13 protein-coding genes are annotated in these 17,639 nt (G+C 29.2%); 4 read left to right on the forward strand and 9 right to left on the reverse strand.

All coding sequences use genetic code 11. The annotated features are described in order from the left end of the window. Positions 1-41: 41 nt before the first annotated feature. On the forward strand, positions 42-1,484 hold the full coding sequence (locus Ccar_RS01210; RefSeq protein WP_007060169.1) for a cell wall-binding repeat-containing protein: 1,443 nt from the start codon (positions 42-44) through the stop codon (positions 1,482-1,484). Between the two features lie 35 nt (positions 1,485-1,519). On the opposite strand, the gene Ccar_RS01215 is transcribed toward Ccar_RS01210, so the two are convergent. The 7 genes from Ccar_RS01215 to glgB form a co-directional block, all read right to left on the reverse strand. Then, the gene (locus tag Ccar_RS01215) at positions 1,520-2,176 is read right to left on the reverse strand and encodes a superoxide dismutase (protein ID WP_007060168.1); all 657 of its coding nucleotides are present in this window, start codon (positions 2,174-2,176) and stop codon (positions 1,520-1,522) included. 77 nt (positions 2,177-2,253) lie between these two features. Then, positions 2,254-4,185 carry a glycoside hydrolase family 13 protein gene (locus Ccar_RS01220; protein ID WP_007060167.1) on the reverse strand — a complete coding sequence of 644 codons (1,932 nt, stop codon included), beginning with the start codon at positions 4,183-4,185 and terminating at the stop codon, positions 2,254-2,256. A 16-nt stretch (positions 4,186-4,201) separates the two neighbouring features. After that, positions 4,202-6,646, reverse strand: coding sequence for a glycogen/starch/alpha-glucan phosphorylase (locus Ccar_RS01225; protein ID WP_007060166.1), 2,445 nt, complete (start codon positions 6,644-6,646; stop codon positions 4,202-4,204). A gap of 35 nt (positions 6,647-6,681) precedes the next feature. Further along, a complete protein-coding gene (gene glgA / locus Ccar_RS01230; protein WP_007060165.1) occupies positions 6,682-8,115 on the reverse strand; it encodes a glycogen synthase GlgA in 1,434 nt (477 codons plus the stop codon). A 24-nt stretch (positions 8,116-8,139) separates the two neighbouring features. After that, positions 8,140-9,261, reverse strand: a complete 1,122-nt coding sequence (glgD, locus tag Ccar_RS01235; RefSeq protein WP_007060164.1) for a glucose-1-phosphate adenylyltransferase subunit GlgD — start codon at positions 9,259-9,261, stop codon at positions 8,140-8,142. Between the two features lie 19 nt (positions 9,262-9,280). Further along, entirely contained in the window at positions 9,281-10,417 is a 1,137-nt protein-coding gene (locus tag Ccar_RS01240) for a glucose-1-phosphate adenylyltransferase (RefSeq protein WP_007060163.1), read from the reverse strand. Continuing rightward, the gene (gene glgB, locus Ccar_RS01245) at positions 10,365-12,395 is read right to left on the reverse strand and encodes a 1,4-alpha-glucan branching protein GlgB (RefSeq protein WP_007060162.1); all 2,031 of its coding nucleotides are present in this window, start codon (positions 12,393-12,395) and stop codon (positions 10,365-10,367) included. Before glgB ends, Ccar_RS01240 begins: the two co-directional genes overlap by 53 nt. A gap of 296 nt (positions 12,396-12,691) precedes the next feature. Here glgB and Ccar_RS01250 point away from each other — a divergent pair, with 296 nt between their 5' ends. The 3 genes from Ccar_RS01250 (at position 12,692) to Ccar_RS01260 (ending at position 15,180) form a co-directional block, all read left to right on the forward strand. After that, on the forward strand, positions 12,692-14,005 hold the full coding sequence (locus Ccar_RS01250) for a M48 family metallopeptidase (protein ID WP_007060161.1): 1,314 nt from the start codon (positions 12,692-12,694) through the stop codon (positions 14,003-14,005). Between the two features lie 84 nt (positions 14,006-14,089). Further along, the gene (locus Ccar_RS01255; RefSeq protein WP_007060160.1) at positions 14,090-14,785 is read left to right on the forward strand and encodes a metallophosphoesterase family protein; all 696 of its coding nucleotides are present in this window, start codon (positions 14,090-14,092) and stop codon (positions 14,783-14,785) included. A 68-nt stretch (positions 14,786-14,853) separates the two neighbouring features. Beyond that, positions 14,854-15,180 (forward strand): hypothetical protein, encoded by a 327-nt coding sequence (locus Ccar_RS01260; RefSeq protein WP_007060159.1) that lies wholly within the window; start codon positions 14,854-14,856, stop codon positions 15,178-15,180. Between the two features lie 109 nt (positions 15,181-15,289). Here Ccar_RS01260 and Ccar_RS01265 read toward each other — a convergent pair whose 3' ends face one another. Next, on the reverse strand, positions 15,290-16,411 hold the full coding sequence (locus Ccar_RS01265; RefSeq protein WP_007060158.1) for a DegT/DnrJ/EryC1/StrS family aminotransferase: 1,122 nt from the start codon (positions 16,409-16,411) through the stop codon (positions 15,290-15,292). A 24-nt stretch (positions 16,412-16,435) separates the two neighbouring features. After that, a complete protein-coding gene (locus Ccar_RS01270; RefSeq protein ID WP_007060157.1) occupies positions 16,436-17,614 on the reverse strand; it encodes a DegT/DnrJ/EryC1/StrS family aminotransferase in 1,179 nt (392 codons plus the stop codon). Positions 17,615-17,639: the final 25 nt, after the last annotated feature.

Raw genomic sequence — 17,639 nt, forward strand, 5'->3', positions numbered from 1 at the left:
ATAATTAACAAATGAGGAATTAAAAGGGGGACAATTATAATATGAAAAGTAAGAAATTATTATCAACAATTTTACTTTTATCAATTTTAACATTACAAGGAGTCAATATAGGAGTTAATAAAGTCCATGCTGATTCAAACCAAGTTCAAGATATAACCAGGCTTGGAGGAGCAGATAGATTTGATACATCAGCTAAAATAGCAAGTTATGGATGGAGTCATTCAGATAATGTAGTATTAGCAGATGCAGAAGGTAATGACGCTTTTGCAGATGCTATAACAGGCACATCTTTAGCCTACTATTTAGATTGTCCTATACTCTTAACAAATGTAAATAGTACTCCAGATGTAATTAAACAGGAAATTACTAAGCTGGGAGCTAAAAATATTTACATATTAGGTGGAACTGGAGTTGTATCTAAATCACAGGAAAATCTTCTTAAGTCAAGTGGATACAATGTAAAGAGGATATCTGGTTTAGACAGATATGAGACTGCATGTAAGGCAGCAGATGAATTAAATTCTAAGTCGAAAATTACAAAAGTTTACATAGCGCCAGGAAACAGTTTTCAATATGCTTTAACTGCAGCACCATATGCTGCTAGAGAAAATGCTGCAATACTATTTGCAGATGGTAACAGTCTTAATAATATAACTAAAAATGAGCTTGTAAAATTAGGAATTAAAGATGTATCTATAATAGGCACATATAGTTCATATACTATTGAGAGTCAATTAAAAACTTTAGGAATTAATTACCTTAGAGTAAATGGAACTACATGTCAAAGTGTAGCATCAAACCTTATGAATGTGAACGGCAATAATGTAAGTGGCATGGCTGTGGCTAGTGATTCAATATTTCCTGATGCACTTTCTGGATCTGTAATAGCAGCTAAAAATAATTACAGCATTCTTCTTACAGGTAAGAATTTTAATTACACTGTTAATGATAATATGAAGCATGCAATTATATATGGACAAGCAGGTGCGGTAAGTGAGTCTATAGAAAATCATATAAAAAATGCAGGGTATACTAAAGATATTTCCGATGATGAAATTTATCAGTTGTATGAAAATTCTCAAGTAGTAGTAGAAGACATATTTTTATCCATAGACCGTAAGGAAAAGATATATTCAGATAATGGTAAATTATATTTTCCTACTTCACAGCAATATAGCACTAAGGAAAAAATTGAAAACTCCATTTCAAATTATTATACTAAAGATTATGTGCCAACTATAATGAAGCGTATTCCATTTGCAACTATAAATGATAGAGGTGTACTTCCAGAAGGAAATATAGGCTGGATGTTTATAGATAGTAAAGAAACGTTGAAAAGCAGAAATAACATTGATAGTAACACTATAGAAGTTAATTATGCAGAAACTAGCAGTATGATGCTTAATATATCAAATATAAAAGTTACTCTAAAATTTGAGGATAACAGATGGAAAATATTCAATATTGAGCGATTTGATCAATAATAAAAAGAAAGTGGTACAAAAAATGTACCGCTTTTTTAAATGTACCATATAGGGCATATAGAATTATTGCCAAAGCACCTAAGATTGTTCAATGTAGATTTGATTAAATAGTATTTTTCAAGTCTTTCATTTACTATTTTCCAATTTATATTTTCTATAAATATTTGAATGTATTTTTTTCTATCTGTCTGAAAATCTATGAAATAAGCATGTTCATATACATCCATGACAAGTAGAGGATAACAGTTCCACAAGGCTCCAACATCGTGAGCATCAGAACCTATGATATGGAGTTTATTATCTATAGGATCTATGACTAAAATAGCCCAACCTCTCATGGAGAGCCCTACATTTGTTAAATACTCCTTGAAATTTTCAAAGCTTTTAAAATCTCTCGTTATTAAATTAAGTATTTCACCATAGGGTTTTTTAAAACTATTACATATATTTTCGAAATATAATTGGTGAAGGGTAATTCCATCTAAAGCATAAGTTTCTCCTAATTTAAGACTTCTCATATTGCTATAAGTTGAATTACCTTCACCGTATTTTCTAGCATCTACAGGAAAATTCCACAGTTCGTTTAATTTCTTTACGTATCCAGAATATAATTTATAATGCTGCATTAATTGATCTTCGGTAATACCTTTTACAGTAGAAAAATTAAAATTCATAGGCTCTAATTTAAACAATGAAAAAATCTCCTTAAAATTTCTTACTCAATATTCATACTATATATTTTATTAAAGTACTCAATAAATTGTGATATTTAATTTCCGATATATAGTTTTGCATCTAAAGGTTTAATAAAAAGATTAAGTTCATTATTATCAAAAGCTATCTTATCACATTTGTCTAGTAAGTTAGTTAAATTACTGTATTTATAGTTGTCCATATTTATTTTAATATTGCAGCCTTCAGTTGGACTCTTATTTACTAGTATGAGACACAAAGAATTTTCACAAGGAATATTAAATTCATCTTCATTATTATCTATATAACGAAAATAACCATATACATTATCAGAAAAGTACATTTGTTTCCATTTTCCTGTTCTCAAGGCTTTGTTATCATTTCTTATATGAATTAAGTTTTTATACCAATTTAATATTTTCTTATTTTCAAATCCCCAAGGATAGGTAGCTCTATTATAAGGATCTTTAAGTCCTTCAAGTCCTGCTTCATCTCCATAATATAAAAGAGGGACCCCTGGAAATGTAAATTGGATCAATGTTACTATTTTTAATAACTTAAAACATATATCATCCAAATTATTAAAGGAATTTACCATGTAATTATTAGCAATTTGTTTAAGTAATGTGTAAGTTCTTTCAACATCATGACTTCCAATAAGATTAACTAAGGAATAAAAATTATGGTGAGGATAATTTTCATATAAACTCATAAATTTATTGTGTAAAGTTTCAGCGTTTATATTGTTCCACAGAAAATTTAAAAGGCAATCTCTCATTAAATAATTAGTTACAGAATCCAGCTCTTTTCCTAAAAAGTATTCTCTTCTTTTGCTGTAACTTACTTTATTTGAAGCATCTTCCCAGACTTCACCTATAACTATAGAATCTGAATTTTTCTTGGAGCTTATCTTTTTTAATTCTTTTATGAATTCGTCAGGAAGTTCATCTGCAACGTCTAATCTCCAGCCTTTTACTCCAGCATCCATCCAGTGATTTATAACGCTATCTTCATCCCTTACAATATAATTTAAGTAATCCTCATTCAGTTCATTGACATTTGGCAAATCGGATACTCCCCACCAGCATTCATATTCATTGGGATAGTTTTTGAAATTATACCAGGAGTAATATTTAGAATCCTTTGATTGATATGCTCCTAAAGAATCATAATTGTTATATTTGTTAAAATATAAACTGTCAGAGCCTGTGTGACTGAAAACTCCATCCAGAATTATACTTATACCTCTTAAGGAAGCTTCTTTTACAAGTAGTTTAAATAAGCTTTCATCACCAAACATACTGTCTATTTTTTTATAGTTACCAGTATCGTATTTATGATTGCTGCGTGCCTCAAATATAGGATTAAAATAAATAACGTTCACACCTAAATTTTTCAAATAGTCAAGCTTTTTTAGAACACCATTTAAATTTCCTCCATAAAAATCCCATCTTAATATTTCATTGGTTTCAGGATTTCGTATATACATAGGTTTATCATACCAATTACCATAGATAAAAGTATTTTTTTTAGGATTCAATATAGAGTTATCAGCATTTCCATTAAAAAACCTATCTACAAATATTTGGTAAATTGTAGAATTTTTAAACCAGTTAGGTGTACTATATCCTTTTTCGAAAACTGTGATTTGATAAGGAAGAGGAGAGCTTTCATAAAGGTCTCCTTTTCCACCAGACAATAAAGAATTATTTCCATAATAAAGAACTTTATTATCTATCCACACTTCAAAATAGTAGAAAAGTAAAGAAGGATTAGCTGGAGTTTTTAAATTAAAATTAAAGACAGTTTTATCATTTTCTTTAAATTCAAAGTTCATAGGATAATAATTTTTATTATAATCATCAAATATCACTAGCTTGACAACATTAACATAAGAATTTGCAGTTATTTCAATTCTAAGGTGAATATCTTTGTCACATTCAACTGCACCAAAAGGACATCTAAAAAAGGAATCCCAGGAATTGTGTAAAATTGAAATTGAGTTCATTTAGTGTCCCTCCAATTTAATCAAGTGCTTGACTTTTTAAATACACTTTTTTTATATTCCATATTTCATCAGCGTATTTTGCTACAGTATTGTCACTAGAAAAAATACCTGAATTAGCAATGTTTATTATACTCATTTTTTGCCATTTTGCTTTATCCGTATAAAGCTGATTTATTTTATTTTGAGCATTTACATAGGCATCGAAATCTTTTAATACAAAATACTCATCATTTTTGAATAAAAGGTTGTCATATATATCATTAAATTCATAATTGGATACATTTAAAAATCCATTGGTAAGTTGAGTTAAAATTTTGTTGATTCTAGGATCATTATTAAAGATATCTCTAGAGTGATAGTTCTTATTTTTATAAAATTCAATTACTTCACTAGCGGTTAAACCAAATATTACAATATTATCTTCTCCAACAGCTTCTTTTATCTCAACATTTGCTCCATCTAAGGTAGCTATAGTGACCGCACCATTCATCATAAATTTCATATTTCCTGTACCAGAAGCTTCTTTGGAAGCTGTTGAAATTTGTTCACTTACATCTGTACAAGGAATAAGCTTTTCTGCTAAGGAGACACTGTAATTTTCAAGAAAAACTACTTTAATTTTATCTCCTATGCTAGTATCATTATTTATTTTATCAGCCACGCTGGTTATTAATTTTATAACTTGTTTTGCTAGATGATATCCAGGTGAGGCTTTGGCAGCAAATATGAATGTTCTTGGAACTATATCTAAATTTGGATTTTCTTTTAATCTGTTGTATAAATCTAAGATGTTTAGTACATTTAAAACCTGTCTTTTATAAGCATGAAGTCTCTTAGCTTGAACATCTAATATAGAGTTTGGGTTGACGTTAATATTGTATTTATTTTTAATGTAATTGGATAAAGTTATTTTATTATCTCTTTTTATATTTGCAAATTTGTCTTGAATTGAACTATCATGTGCAAAGCTTTCTAGTTTCTTTAATTCTAAAGGATGTTTAATCCAATCTGTACCTATAGTTTCATTAATTAAATTAGTAAGCTTAGGATTTGATTCCATAAGCCATCTTCTATGGGTTATACCATTAGTTTTATTGTTAAATTTTTCAGGATAAAAATCATAGAAATTTTTAAGTTCTTGATTTTTCAATATTTCTGTATGAAGCTTTGCTACTCCATTTACTGAGTGACTTCCTACAATAGCAAGATAAGCCATTCTTATAGTGTCATTAGATATAATGGACATTTCATTTACTTTATTCCAATTTCCATTATATTCATCAAAAACTTCTGCACAAAATCTTTTGTTTATTTCTTCTATAATCATATAAATTCTAGGAAGAAGTTTTTTAAACATATCAACTGGCCATTTTTCTAAAGCTTCAGCTAAAATAGTATGATTGGTATAAGCCATAACATTAGTAGTAATTTTCCAGGCTTCTTCCCAAGGCATTGATTTTTCATCAACCAATAATCTCATTAATTCTGCTATGGCAACAGATGGGTGGGTATCATTTATGTGTACAGCTATATATTCATCTAGTTTATTTAAAGGTAAGCCCAGTTTTTCATATCGTCTTAATATACTTTGAAGGCCTGCGCTTACAAAAAAGTATTGTTGTTTTAATCTTAAAATTTTTCCTTTTTCATTTGAATCGTCAGGATACAGTACTTGAGTAATGGACTCTACTGAATATTTATATTCTACGGCTTTTAAATAATCCCCATTACTAAAAGAAGAAAAATCAAAATCCTCATCAACAGTTTCTGCGCTCCAAAGCCTTAAATTATTTACAATATTATTATCATAACCAACAACAGGTATGTCATAGGGTACTGCAAGAACAGGTTCATAATTTTTGTATATTACTTTAAAGCTATCATTTTCTTTAATAAGATCAACAGTTCCACCCAATTTAACTATAACAGATTTATGAGGTTTTCTTGTTTCCCATACATAGCCTTCCTTAAGCCAATTGTCAGGAACTTCAACTTGATAACCATTTACAATTTTTTGTTCAAATAGTCCATGTTTATATCTTATACCACAACCATGACCTGCAATTCCAATTGATGCCATTGAATCCAAAAAACAAGCAGCTAATCTTCCTAGTCCACCATTTCCAAGACCAGCATCTTTTTCAACAGATAAAACTTCATTAAAATCTACTCCAAGGTCTGTTAAAGCTTCTTTACATACATCTCTTATACCAAGATTAATTAGATTACTTTCAAGAAGTCTTCCTATGAGAAATTCCATTGAAAAATAGTAAACTTGTTTTTGTCTATTATTTAAGTAATACTTATTTGTCTTCATTAAACCCTCTGAAATATAGTCTTTCACCAGGTTTCCTAGGGCTGTAAAGTAATGATACTTATTTAATTCACTTATATCCTCTGCATATAAACTCATTAATTTCTGCTTAAAGGCATACTTTATGAATTCCTTATCTAAAATCATTTTTAATCACCTCGTATAAGCTATGGAATAAATTATTATGTTAATGTTTTATACAAATCTATATAAGTTTTTGCAGAATTTTTCCAGCTATTATCTTCTAGCATAGCCTTTTTCATAAGTCTATTCCAGGCTTTTTTGTTATTATATATTTTTATAGCATATTTTATTATGTCTAGCATTTCATAGGCATTATAATTTTTAAAAGAAAAACCGTTCCCTTCTTCTGTGTATTCATTATAAGGAGTTATGGTATCTTTTAGGCCTCCTGTTTCTCTTACTATTGGAATTGTTCCATATCTTAGAGAAATTAATTGGCTTATACCACAAGGCTCAAAAAGAGAAGGCATAAGAAGCATATCAGAACCTGCATATATTTGTTGAGCTAAACAATTATCAAACTTTATATTAGTTGAAATTTTTGAAGGATATATATGCGAAAAATATTGGAACATATCTTGGAAACAGTCATCACCAGTACCTAATATTACTAGTTGAATATCCATAGCAAGTAATTGTTCAACGATTGAAGCAACTAAATCTAAGCCTTTTTGGCTCACAAGTCTTGATATTATGGAGATAATTGGTGTATTCTCGTTTTGAGGAAGGTTTAGTATTTTTTGAAGTTTTGTTTTATTTTTTACTTTATTGTAGGTAGTTGATGAATTATATCTATAGTGTATGTGGTTATCTGTATTAGGATTAAAAAGTTCATAATCTATTCCGTTGACAATGCCGTGCAGTTTATAGTCTTTACTGCATAATAATCCATCTAAATTTTCGCCATAGAAAGGAGTCTTTATTTCTTCTGCATAAGATTTACTTACAGTAGTTATTATATCTGAAAAGTTAATACCAGCCTTCATAAAGGAGATTGCATCGTAATACTTAACTGCATCTTCGTTAAAATATTCTTCTCCAAGGGAAAGTAAATCGCCTAAATTTTCCTTTCCGAAAACTCCTTGATATTTTAAATTATGAATTGAAAAAATAGTTCTAGTATTTATAAATTCATTTTTCTTTTTATAATGTTCATTTAGTAAAACAGGTATCATTCCAGTATGCCAATCATTGCAGTGTATTATATCTGGAACAAAATCACCCATGTATTTCATGGATTCTAAAACGGCTCTGCAAAAATATGAAAATCTTTCACCATCATCAAAAAAACCATAAAGATTGTTTCTTTTAAAATAATATTCATTATCTATAAAATAAAAAGGAACTCCATTAAATTCATAATATTCTAGTCCACAATACTTGTTCCTCCAGCCAACAGGTACATTAAAATTGTTTATATGCTTCATTTTTGATTTGAAATTTGAAGATATATTTGAATATTTAGGAATTATAACTCTAGCATCAATTCCTAATTCTCTTAAGGCTTTAGGAAGTGAGTAAGCTACATCACCAAGACCACCTGTCTTTATAAAAGGATGGGCTTCTGCTGCTGTAAATAAAATTTTTAACATATTGTTTCCTCCCTTATAAAAGATTTAGTTAGAATTTAAAACGCTATTTTTTTCTACAACTAACGGAAATTCACATGTTCCTTGAACCTTTACATTTTTTCGAACTAAAACATCCTTGTCCAGTATTACGTTATTTAAGTAAGTACCTTCTTCTATTGTACAATTTTGAAATATTATACAGTTTTTTATTACAGCACCTTTTGCTATATGTACTTGTCTTGAAATAATACTATTCTCTACAGTGCCTTCTATGACACAACCGTTGGCAATTAATGAATTAGATACAGAAGAGTTTTTTACATATTTTGTAGAAGGTTCATTTTTAGGTTTAGTATATATAGAACCATTCTTGTAAAAAAGTTCCTCAAGAACTTTAGGATTAAGTATATCCATATTAGCATCGTAGTATTGATTTATTGAATTAACGGACTTTACATATCCTTGAAATTCATAGGCATTTACAGTATATCTATCTATATTTAGATAGATGCATTCATATAAATTTTCATATACATCAGATTTTGCAAGTTCATATAAAAAGTTAAACAGTAACTCCTTTTTCATTAGTATTATATCCATGGAAATCTTAGCTTCTTTGTTAAAGCCAATGTTGTTTCGTATTTTGGATACTTTACCTTCTTTATTTATATTTATAATATTGCAGCCATGAATGTATGTATCCCCATTTTTCACATTTTTATAAACAACTGTAATGTCATTTTGAGATTCTTCATGATTTTTTATAACTTTATCAATATCAATATTGCATATCATATGTGATTGACATAATATAACATTTTGCTGTTTGCTGATGCTAATATATTCTATAAAATTTTTTAGTAAATTTTCATTTTGTTGATAACGGTATTTTGAATAAGAACTAAATATAAATAATCCGTCTACGTTTCTATTTAAATCCCAGGAACGTCCAGTACCTAAATGGTCAATTAAAGAACGGGAATTATTAGGTGAAAAAATGCCAACATTTCTTATACCACAGTTAACTATATTTGAAAGGATAAAATCAATGATACGATACCTTCCATAAATGGGTATTGACGCTAGAGGCCTATTTTTAGTTAAGCTTCTAATATCTTGCTGATGTTCATTTAACATTAATATTGCCATATATGAGTTTTTTATCATGTTTAATCACCCCTTATAGTTATAAATTTGCACCTATTTCTTCTTCTTCACCAATGAGGACAATTTCATTTGAATTTGCTACTATATTATTTTTCCTTATGATACTGTTATTTCCTATTATTGCTCTATCTACTATTACATTATCTTCTACCGTTACATTAGGTAAAATTACAGAATTAATTATCCTTGAGTTTTTACCAACATGTACACCTGGAAATAGAATAGAGTTTAATACATCACCTAACACTACACAACCATCAGAAATTAAAGAATTTTCTACCTTAACATCCTTACCAATGTATTGTGGTGGGAGGGTGGAGTTATTAGAATAAATTCTCCAGCTTTTTTCATATAAATTAAGCTGATTGTTTTCTTTTAATAAGTCCATATTAGCTTCCCAATAACTTTCAATAGTGCCAACATCCTTCCAATAGCCTTCAAATTGATATGCAAATAGTTTTTTCCCTTTTCTAAGTAAAGCAGGTATTATATTTTTTCCAAAGTCATTGCTAGAGCTTGGATTATTTTTATCTTCTTTTAAAAATTCCTTTATTAATTTCCAATTAAAAATATATATTCCCATAGAAGCCATGTTGTTTTTAGGTTCTTTAGGCTTTTCTTCAAATTCAACTATAGCGTTATCTTCATCGGTGTTCATGATTCCAAAACGACTTGCTTCTTCAAAGGGTACTTCTATAACTGCTATAGTTGCATCTGCTTTCTTTTCTTTGTGATAATTAAGCATATCTGAATAGTCCATTTTGTATATATGGTCACCAGACAGTACAATTATATATTCGGGATCATAATAATCTACAAAACTGATATTTTGATATATAGCATCAGCTGTACCATTATACCAATTCATTCCTGATTGGTTTACGTGAGGGGGAAGAATTGTTACGCCTCCATTCATTGTATCAAGATCCCATGGACTGCCTATACCAATATGATTACTTAAAATTAAAGGTTGATATTGAGTCAATATTCCAACTGTATCAATACCAGAGTGGGTACAATTACTTAAAGTAAAATCAATTATTCTGTATTTTCCTCCAAAAGGTACAGCTGGTTTAGCATTATATTTAGTTAAGTCCTTTAATCTAGTACCTTGTCCTCCTGCTAGTAGCATGGCGATAATTTCTTTTTTTATCATTAAAACCCCTCCTAATAGCATTTAAGCTAAGATGTATTTTGTTCATAGAGCATTTGTTTTTTAATAATTTTTTAGGCTTATTAACATCTTTAAATATTGGTTTAATAAAGATTACTGATAGTGGTGGTATTTTTATTTTTATGCAAAATGGTTTGGCATTCCATTTTTCCATCACTGGGTTAATAATTTCACTATTTAATTTATTTGAACCCCCATAAAGACTATTATCACTATTAAGAATTTCTTTATAATGAGTTAGTCTTGAAACTCCGATTTTATAATTGTTATATGAACTTGATGAAAAATTACATATAACAATAGTAAAGTTGTTTCCATTGAATCCCTGTCTTATAAAAGAAACTATACTTTGATTGTTATTTGAGGCATCTATCCAGTTAAATCCATGAAAATTGTGATCCTGCTGCCATAGTGAGCTTTCATTTTTATATAGATGATTTAAGTCTTTAACATATTTTTGCATTTTGGAGTGCATAGGATAAAGCAATAGTTTCCAGTCTAATGCAGAGTTAAATTTCCATTCATCAAATTGGGCAAATTCGTTTCCCATAAAATTTAATTTTTTACCTGGATGACCAATCATGTATCCATAAAAAGCCCTTACCCCTGAAAATTTATCTTCATAAGTACCTGGCATTTTATTTAAAAGAGATTTTTTACCATAGACAACTTCATCATGAGATATAGGTAGTATAAAGTTTTCTGAGAATGCATACATTATTGAAAATGTGATTAAGTTATGGTTAAGTTTTCTTTGCGACATGTCTAATTGCATATATCGTAAAATATCATTCATCCAACCCATATTCCATTTATAATTGAAACCAAGACCGCCAGCATAATCTGGGCTTGTGACCATAGGCCAAGATGTTGATTCTTCTGCAATTACAAGAGCATTTGGGAAGCGTTTAAATATGGCCCTATTAAGTTTTCTTAGAAAATCTACAGCTTCAAGGTTTTCTATTCCACCATATTTATTTTTTAAATTTGGATTTCCCTGTTTACCATAGTCTAAATAAAGCATACTTGCTACTGCATCTACTCTTATGCCATCTATATGATACATTTCAAACCAGAAAATAGCACTGGATATTAAAAAATTTTGTACTTGTGTTTTACCTAAATTGAAGTTAGCGGTTCCCCAACCACAATTTTCCCTTAAATCTTCATTATCATATTCATAAAGATATGAACCATCAAATTTATATAGTCCATGTTCATCTTTACAAAAATGTCCTGGAACCCAATCAATAATGACGCCTATACCATTTTGGTGAAATTTATCTATAAAGTACTTAAAATCTGATGGAGTGCCGAAACGGCTAGTTATAGAATAATATCCCGTTGCTTGATATCCCCAGGAAGCATCAAGGGGATGTTCTGTAATGGGAAGTAATTCTACATGGGTATAACCCATGTCCAATACATAAGGAAGGAGTAAATCAGCTATTTCTCTATAAGAGTAGAAATTGTTTTTATCACTTAGTTTCCATGAACCTAAGTGTACTTCATATATATTTAATGGAGATGAAAACGTATTTTTTTTACTTTCCAGCCATGATTTATCATTCCAAACATAATCATCTTTAATGTTCGTAACAATGGAGGCCGTATTAGGTCTTAGTTCTGAATAAAAAGCATATGGATCTGATTTTAAAACAGATTTACCATCAGGCATTAAAATTTCATACTTGTATAACTCTCCTTCCATGACATCTTCTACAAATAGATTCCAGAATCCAGTATTAGGTTGTTTTTTCATAAGGTGATTTTTCCCATTCCAACTGTTAAAATCACCAACAACACTAACCTTTACAGCATTGGGTGCCCAGACTCTGAATAAAGTTCCTGAAGTTTCTTTTAATCTTATAAATCTACTTCCAAGAAACTTATAAGACCTAAAGTTATCTCCATTATTAAATAAATATGTTTCATAAGAATTTACATTTGAATTTAACATAATTAAGTATCTCCTTATAAAGTGTTGTATACTATAAATAACACTAATACCATATTTTATCAATTATTCAGTTAAATAGTATTTTTATATATGGGTAAATAATACATATTTTTTGGATAATTGTCAACATTTTTCTAGAAATTGTGAATTCATTTCTAATAAAAAATATTGAGAAATTTAATAGCTTAAGTATGGAGTTGTTACTATGTGAAATTTAAGTTAATAATAAACAGTTCATTATCATAGATTATAAAGTATAATAAATATTATTAAGTTATAAAGGGGAGGAGATATAAATGCAAAGAAAATTAGTTTTATCCATAATAGCGATGACTATTTTAATGGCTATATTTTCTGTATCTGTGAAGATTACAGAAGATGTTAATAATAAAAGATTAGTTCAAGAATATACATATTCAACGAGAACAGTTGGAAACATTAATACATCCATTGCACCTCCAACGCAAAAAGCTATAGAGTATCATAATAAAAGAGTGAATTTATGGATTTTTAGTATAGCTATGAGTTTATTAATTCCTATAGTTTTTTTATTTTCAGGATTATCAAGCTTTACAAGAAATTATTGTGTAAGCAAGAGTAAAAATTTACTTATAGTAGTGTTTTTATATTTTTTAATATATTCTATAATTAATACCATTATAGACTTTCCCTTGGATTACTATAGCAGCTTTACTTTGAAGCATTCTTATGGACTTTCGGATCAAAGTTTTATCAAATGGGCAGTGGACTACTTTAAAAGTTTTGCCATTTATACCTTGGTAGGAGCATGTTTTATTTCTGTACCTTATTTACTTATAAAAAAATTTCCAAATTACTGGTGGTTTAATTTAGGATTGCTCTTAATTCCCATAATTGCTTTTGTAACCTTTATAAGTCCAATGTATATTGATCCTATTTTTAATAAATATGAAAAAATTCAAGATACTACATTGGAAAGAAAAATATATGAGGAACTTGATAGAGCATCTATAAAAAATTGTAAGGTTTATCAAGTAAATAAAAGCGTGGATACGAAAGAAATGAATGCTTATATGACAGGAATTTTTAATACAAAAAGAATTGTATTGTGGGATACTACTATTAAGAATTTAACTGAAAGGGAGACTCTTGGAATATTAGCACATGAAATGGGACATTACATAATGGGACATGTATGGAAGTCTATAGTGTTGGGTGGAATATTGAGTATATTCATTTTTTACCTTGTAAATAAAGGTTCAATTTGGGTTATAGATAAATCAGGAGGAATTTTTGGATTTACAGAATTATGTGATATAGCATCACTTCCTTTATTGATATTAATGTTAAATATATTTATGTTTATAGCACAACCAGCAATTAATACTTATACTAGATATACAGAAAAGGAAGCAGATAGATTTGAATTAGAACTTACAAAGGATAATGAAGCTTCAGCATCTGCTATGATAAAATTACATGAAACTAGTTTAGTGTTGCCTTCTCCAGGAATAATATACAAATTGTGGAATTATGATCATCCAACCTTTGAAGAAAGAGTGAAGTTTGCTAATACCTATAAACCTTGGGAACAGGGTAAACCTATTAAGTACGGAAAATATATCAAATAAATTTGTAGCATTGAAACAAGTGGTATTTTGTTATATCCTAATACTATATTAATTAAATAGACTTTATTAGCATAGGAGGAAAAAATGAGAATAGCAGTTATATCAGATATTCATGGTAATTTAGAAGCGCTAAAAACAGCATTTTGGGATATAGAGGAAAGAAATGCAGATACTATAATTTGTTTAGGAGATTTAACAGGTTATGGACCATATCCAAATGAGGTTATAGATTTTATAAGGGAAAAGAGAATAATAAGTATTTTAGGAAATTATGATGCAGCAGTAGTAGAGGAAAAGTTTAATTGTATAAGGCCTAACGAAGTTAATAAATTCTGTATGCCATGGGCTGCACGTGAGTTAACTCAGGATAATAGGGAATATCTGAAGTCCCTTCCACAAAATTTTGTAGTTAAATTTCAAGGTAAAGAAATAGTTTTTGTTCATGGAAGTAATAGAGACATGAATGAATATTTAAAGGAAAATTCAAAGGAAGCAGAAGAAGCTATGAAAGAATTTTCTGGAGATGTGTTAGTATGTGCTCATACTCATATACCTTATGAAAAACACTATGGAGATAAAATCTTATTAAATGATGGTAGCATAGGTAAGCCTAAAATAGGAAGGCCAAATGGTACTTACATTATTCTAGATATGCAAAATAATAGTTTGAATGTAGAGTTCATAGAATTTGAGTATGATTATGAAAAGACTGCAGCAGCTATGGAAGAAAAAAGAATACACTTAAGCTGTATAAATAATATAAGAACTGGAATTGAATAGAAGTTTTATATATAATAAAGTTAAGAATGTTTTACATTAATTAGTAAAATTAATAGGGAGTGATATATATGGATGGAAATACAAGTGCAGAGGGGCTTTATATGACTATTACTCTATTAGAAGATAGGGTGAGGATAGAAAAAAATCAAGGTTTTTCAAGAAGTTCTCAAGAACTATATGATGAAGTAATGCTTGATGATATAGATTTAAATCATGTAGAATGTTCTCAGGCAAGATCTATGCTTATACAAGGATACCTTCTTATTCCATTAAACAAAAAATTGGCATTTCCTAATACTTTTAATGGAAAAGCAAAAGAAATAAAATTGTGGTTTAAAACAGAAGGCAATGAAAGCTTCGAAAGGTTTAAGCAAGCTTTGATGGAAAGAAGATAGGAAGATTAAGAGGACAGATGACAATTGTCCTCTGAAAAAGTTGTGCCGCATTATACTTGTTGAGTGAAAGATAAAGTATAATGCGACACAACTTTTTTGAATTAAGGTTTTATTTTCTATAGAATTTTTTAATAGTTTCACATACAAAATCTACTTCTTCTTCTTTTATTTCAGGATATATAGGAAGAGCAAGTACCTTTTCGCATAGCTTTTCAGCAACAGGGAAGTCACCTTTCTTATATCCTAAATAACTAAAGCATTTCTGAAGATGAAGAGGTATTGGATAGTAAATGCTTGTGCCTATTTCATTTTCCTTTAAGAAGGCAGCAAGTTCATCTCTTTTTTCTGCTAAAGTATTAAATGCATAGTAAACAGGTTTTTGATCTCCTTTTACTACAGGTGTTTTTATATATTCACAGTCTGCAAGTTTTTCTCTATACCAGTTTGCTACAGTTTCTCTTTTCTTTATAGCTTCATCTATATATTTTAATTTAACTAAAAGTATAGATGCTTGCATTGAGTCAAGTCTTGAATTATAACCTATATAATCATAATGATATTTTTTAGATGCGCCGTGTACTCTGAACATTTTAGCTTTATTTGCTAAATTATCATCATTAGTTATTATCATACCAGCATCGCCATAGGCACCTAGAGTTTTAGTTGGGAAGAAAGAAAATACACCTAAATCCCCAATAGTTCCAGAATGTCTATATTCAGTACCATTACCTTTCCATCTCATACCAAAAGCTTCAGCAGCATCTTCTAAAACACTTATATTGTGTTTTGAAGCTACTTCCATAATTTTATCCATATTAGCCATTTGTGAGAAAAGGTGTATAGGTATAATGCCAGCAGTATTTGAAGTTATTTTTTCTTCTATTTTATTTACATTTATATCAAAAGTGTCTTCATCCACATCAACAAATACAGGTTTTGCATTGTGTTTTGCAATACAAGAAGTTGATGCAAGAAAAGTAAATGGAGATGTTATAACTTCTTTTCCATTTTCAAATCCAAGTATATGAGAACCTATTATTAATGCATCACTACCAGAAGCAACACCTATTGCATGCTTTGCTCCAGTATATTTTTTTACAGCTTCTTCTAATTCTGTAACTTTAGATCCCAATATAAAGCTTCCACTTTCCACAACATCAAATATGGCTTTATTAAATTCTTCTTTCTTCTCTGAGTATTCTCTTAGAGAAGTATAAAAATTAACCTTCATAATTTAAAATCCTTTCTTGATCTTTTATTTTCTAACCTGTTCTACAGCTTTAATAAGTTCTTTAACTACATATTCTGCATCTTCTAATGTAAGAAGAGAATAAAGTGGTAAAGAAATTTCATTTACATATTGTGCATAAGTATTTGGATAATCTTCAATTTTATATCCTAAATTTTTATAAAGTGTAAACATTGGTAATGGAGTATAATGAACATTAGTAGCTATGTCAAGTTCAGCTAAATTTTCTATAACTTCATTTCTCTGTTCTTCACCAAAACCTTTAATACGTAAAAGATATAAATGATAAGAAGTTACAGTGTCTCCATCTCCTTCTGATGGAAGTATAGCCCAATCTTTTTCAGCTAAATATTTACTATAAAGATCAAATATTGCCTTACGTTTTTTTAGCATTTCTTCATATCTTGTTAATTGTACAAGACCAATAGCAGAACCTATATCTGTAAGGTTACATTTAAATCCGTCTGTAACTATGTCATATTTCCATGCTCCAGCTTTCATTTTTGAAAGAGCATCTTTTGATTGACCATGTAAAGATTCTAATTTAAACTGTTTGAATAAGTCTTCGTGTCCTCTAAAATTATTGTTTGCAAAAGTTAAAGCACCGCCTTCAGCAGTAGTGAAATTTTTTACTGCATGGAAAGAAAATGCGTGAAAATCAGCTTGACTTCCAACTCTTTTGCCCTTATATTTTGCACCAAAAGCGTGAGCAGAATCTGAAACGAAAATTATATCCTCACGATTTTTAGCCTTTAAAACTTCACGAACTGCATCATAATCTACAGGTAATCCTCCAATATCTACAGTATAAATAGCTTTTGTTTTTGGAGTTATAGCATCAGCTATTTTATCAATATCTATTAAAAAACTATCTTTTTTAACATCTACAAATGTTGGTTTAATTCCTCTATGAATAGATACACTTGCAGTAGCTGTATAAGTATAAGGAGTAGTTATAACTTCATCTCCTTCTTTTATATTAAATGCCTTTAAAACAAGTTCTAAAGCTGCTGTATCACTATTTAAAGCTAAAGCTTTACCAGTTTGTAAATATTCTGCTACTTTTGTTTCAAACTCAGCAGTTTTAGGTCCTGAAGTGATCCATCCTGATCTTAAAACTTCAGTTACGGCTTTTATTTCCTCTTCTCCTACATCTGGTGGTGAAAATGGTATTTTTTTATTCATAAAATATCAATCCTTTCTTAAATTA

Source organism: Clostridium carboxidivorans P7 (assembly GCF_001038625.1).
GTDB classification, from domain to species: Bacteria; Bacillota; Clostridia; order Clostridiales; family Clostridiaceae; genus Clostridium_AM; species Clostridium_AM carboxidivorans.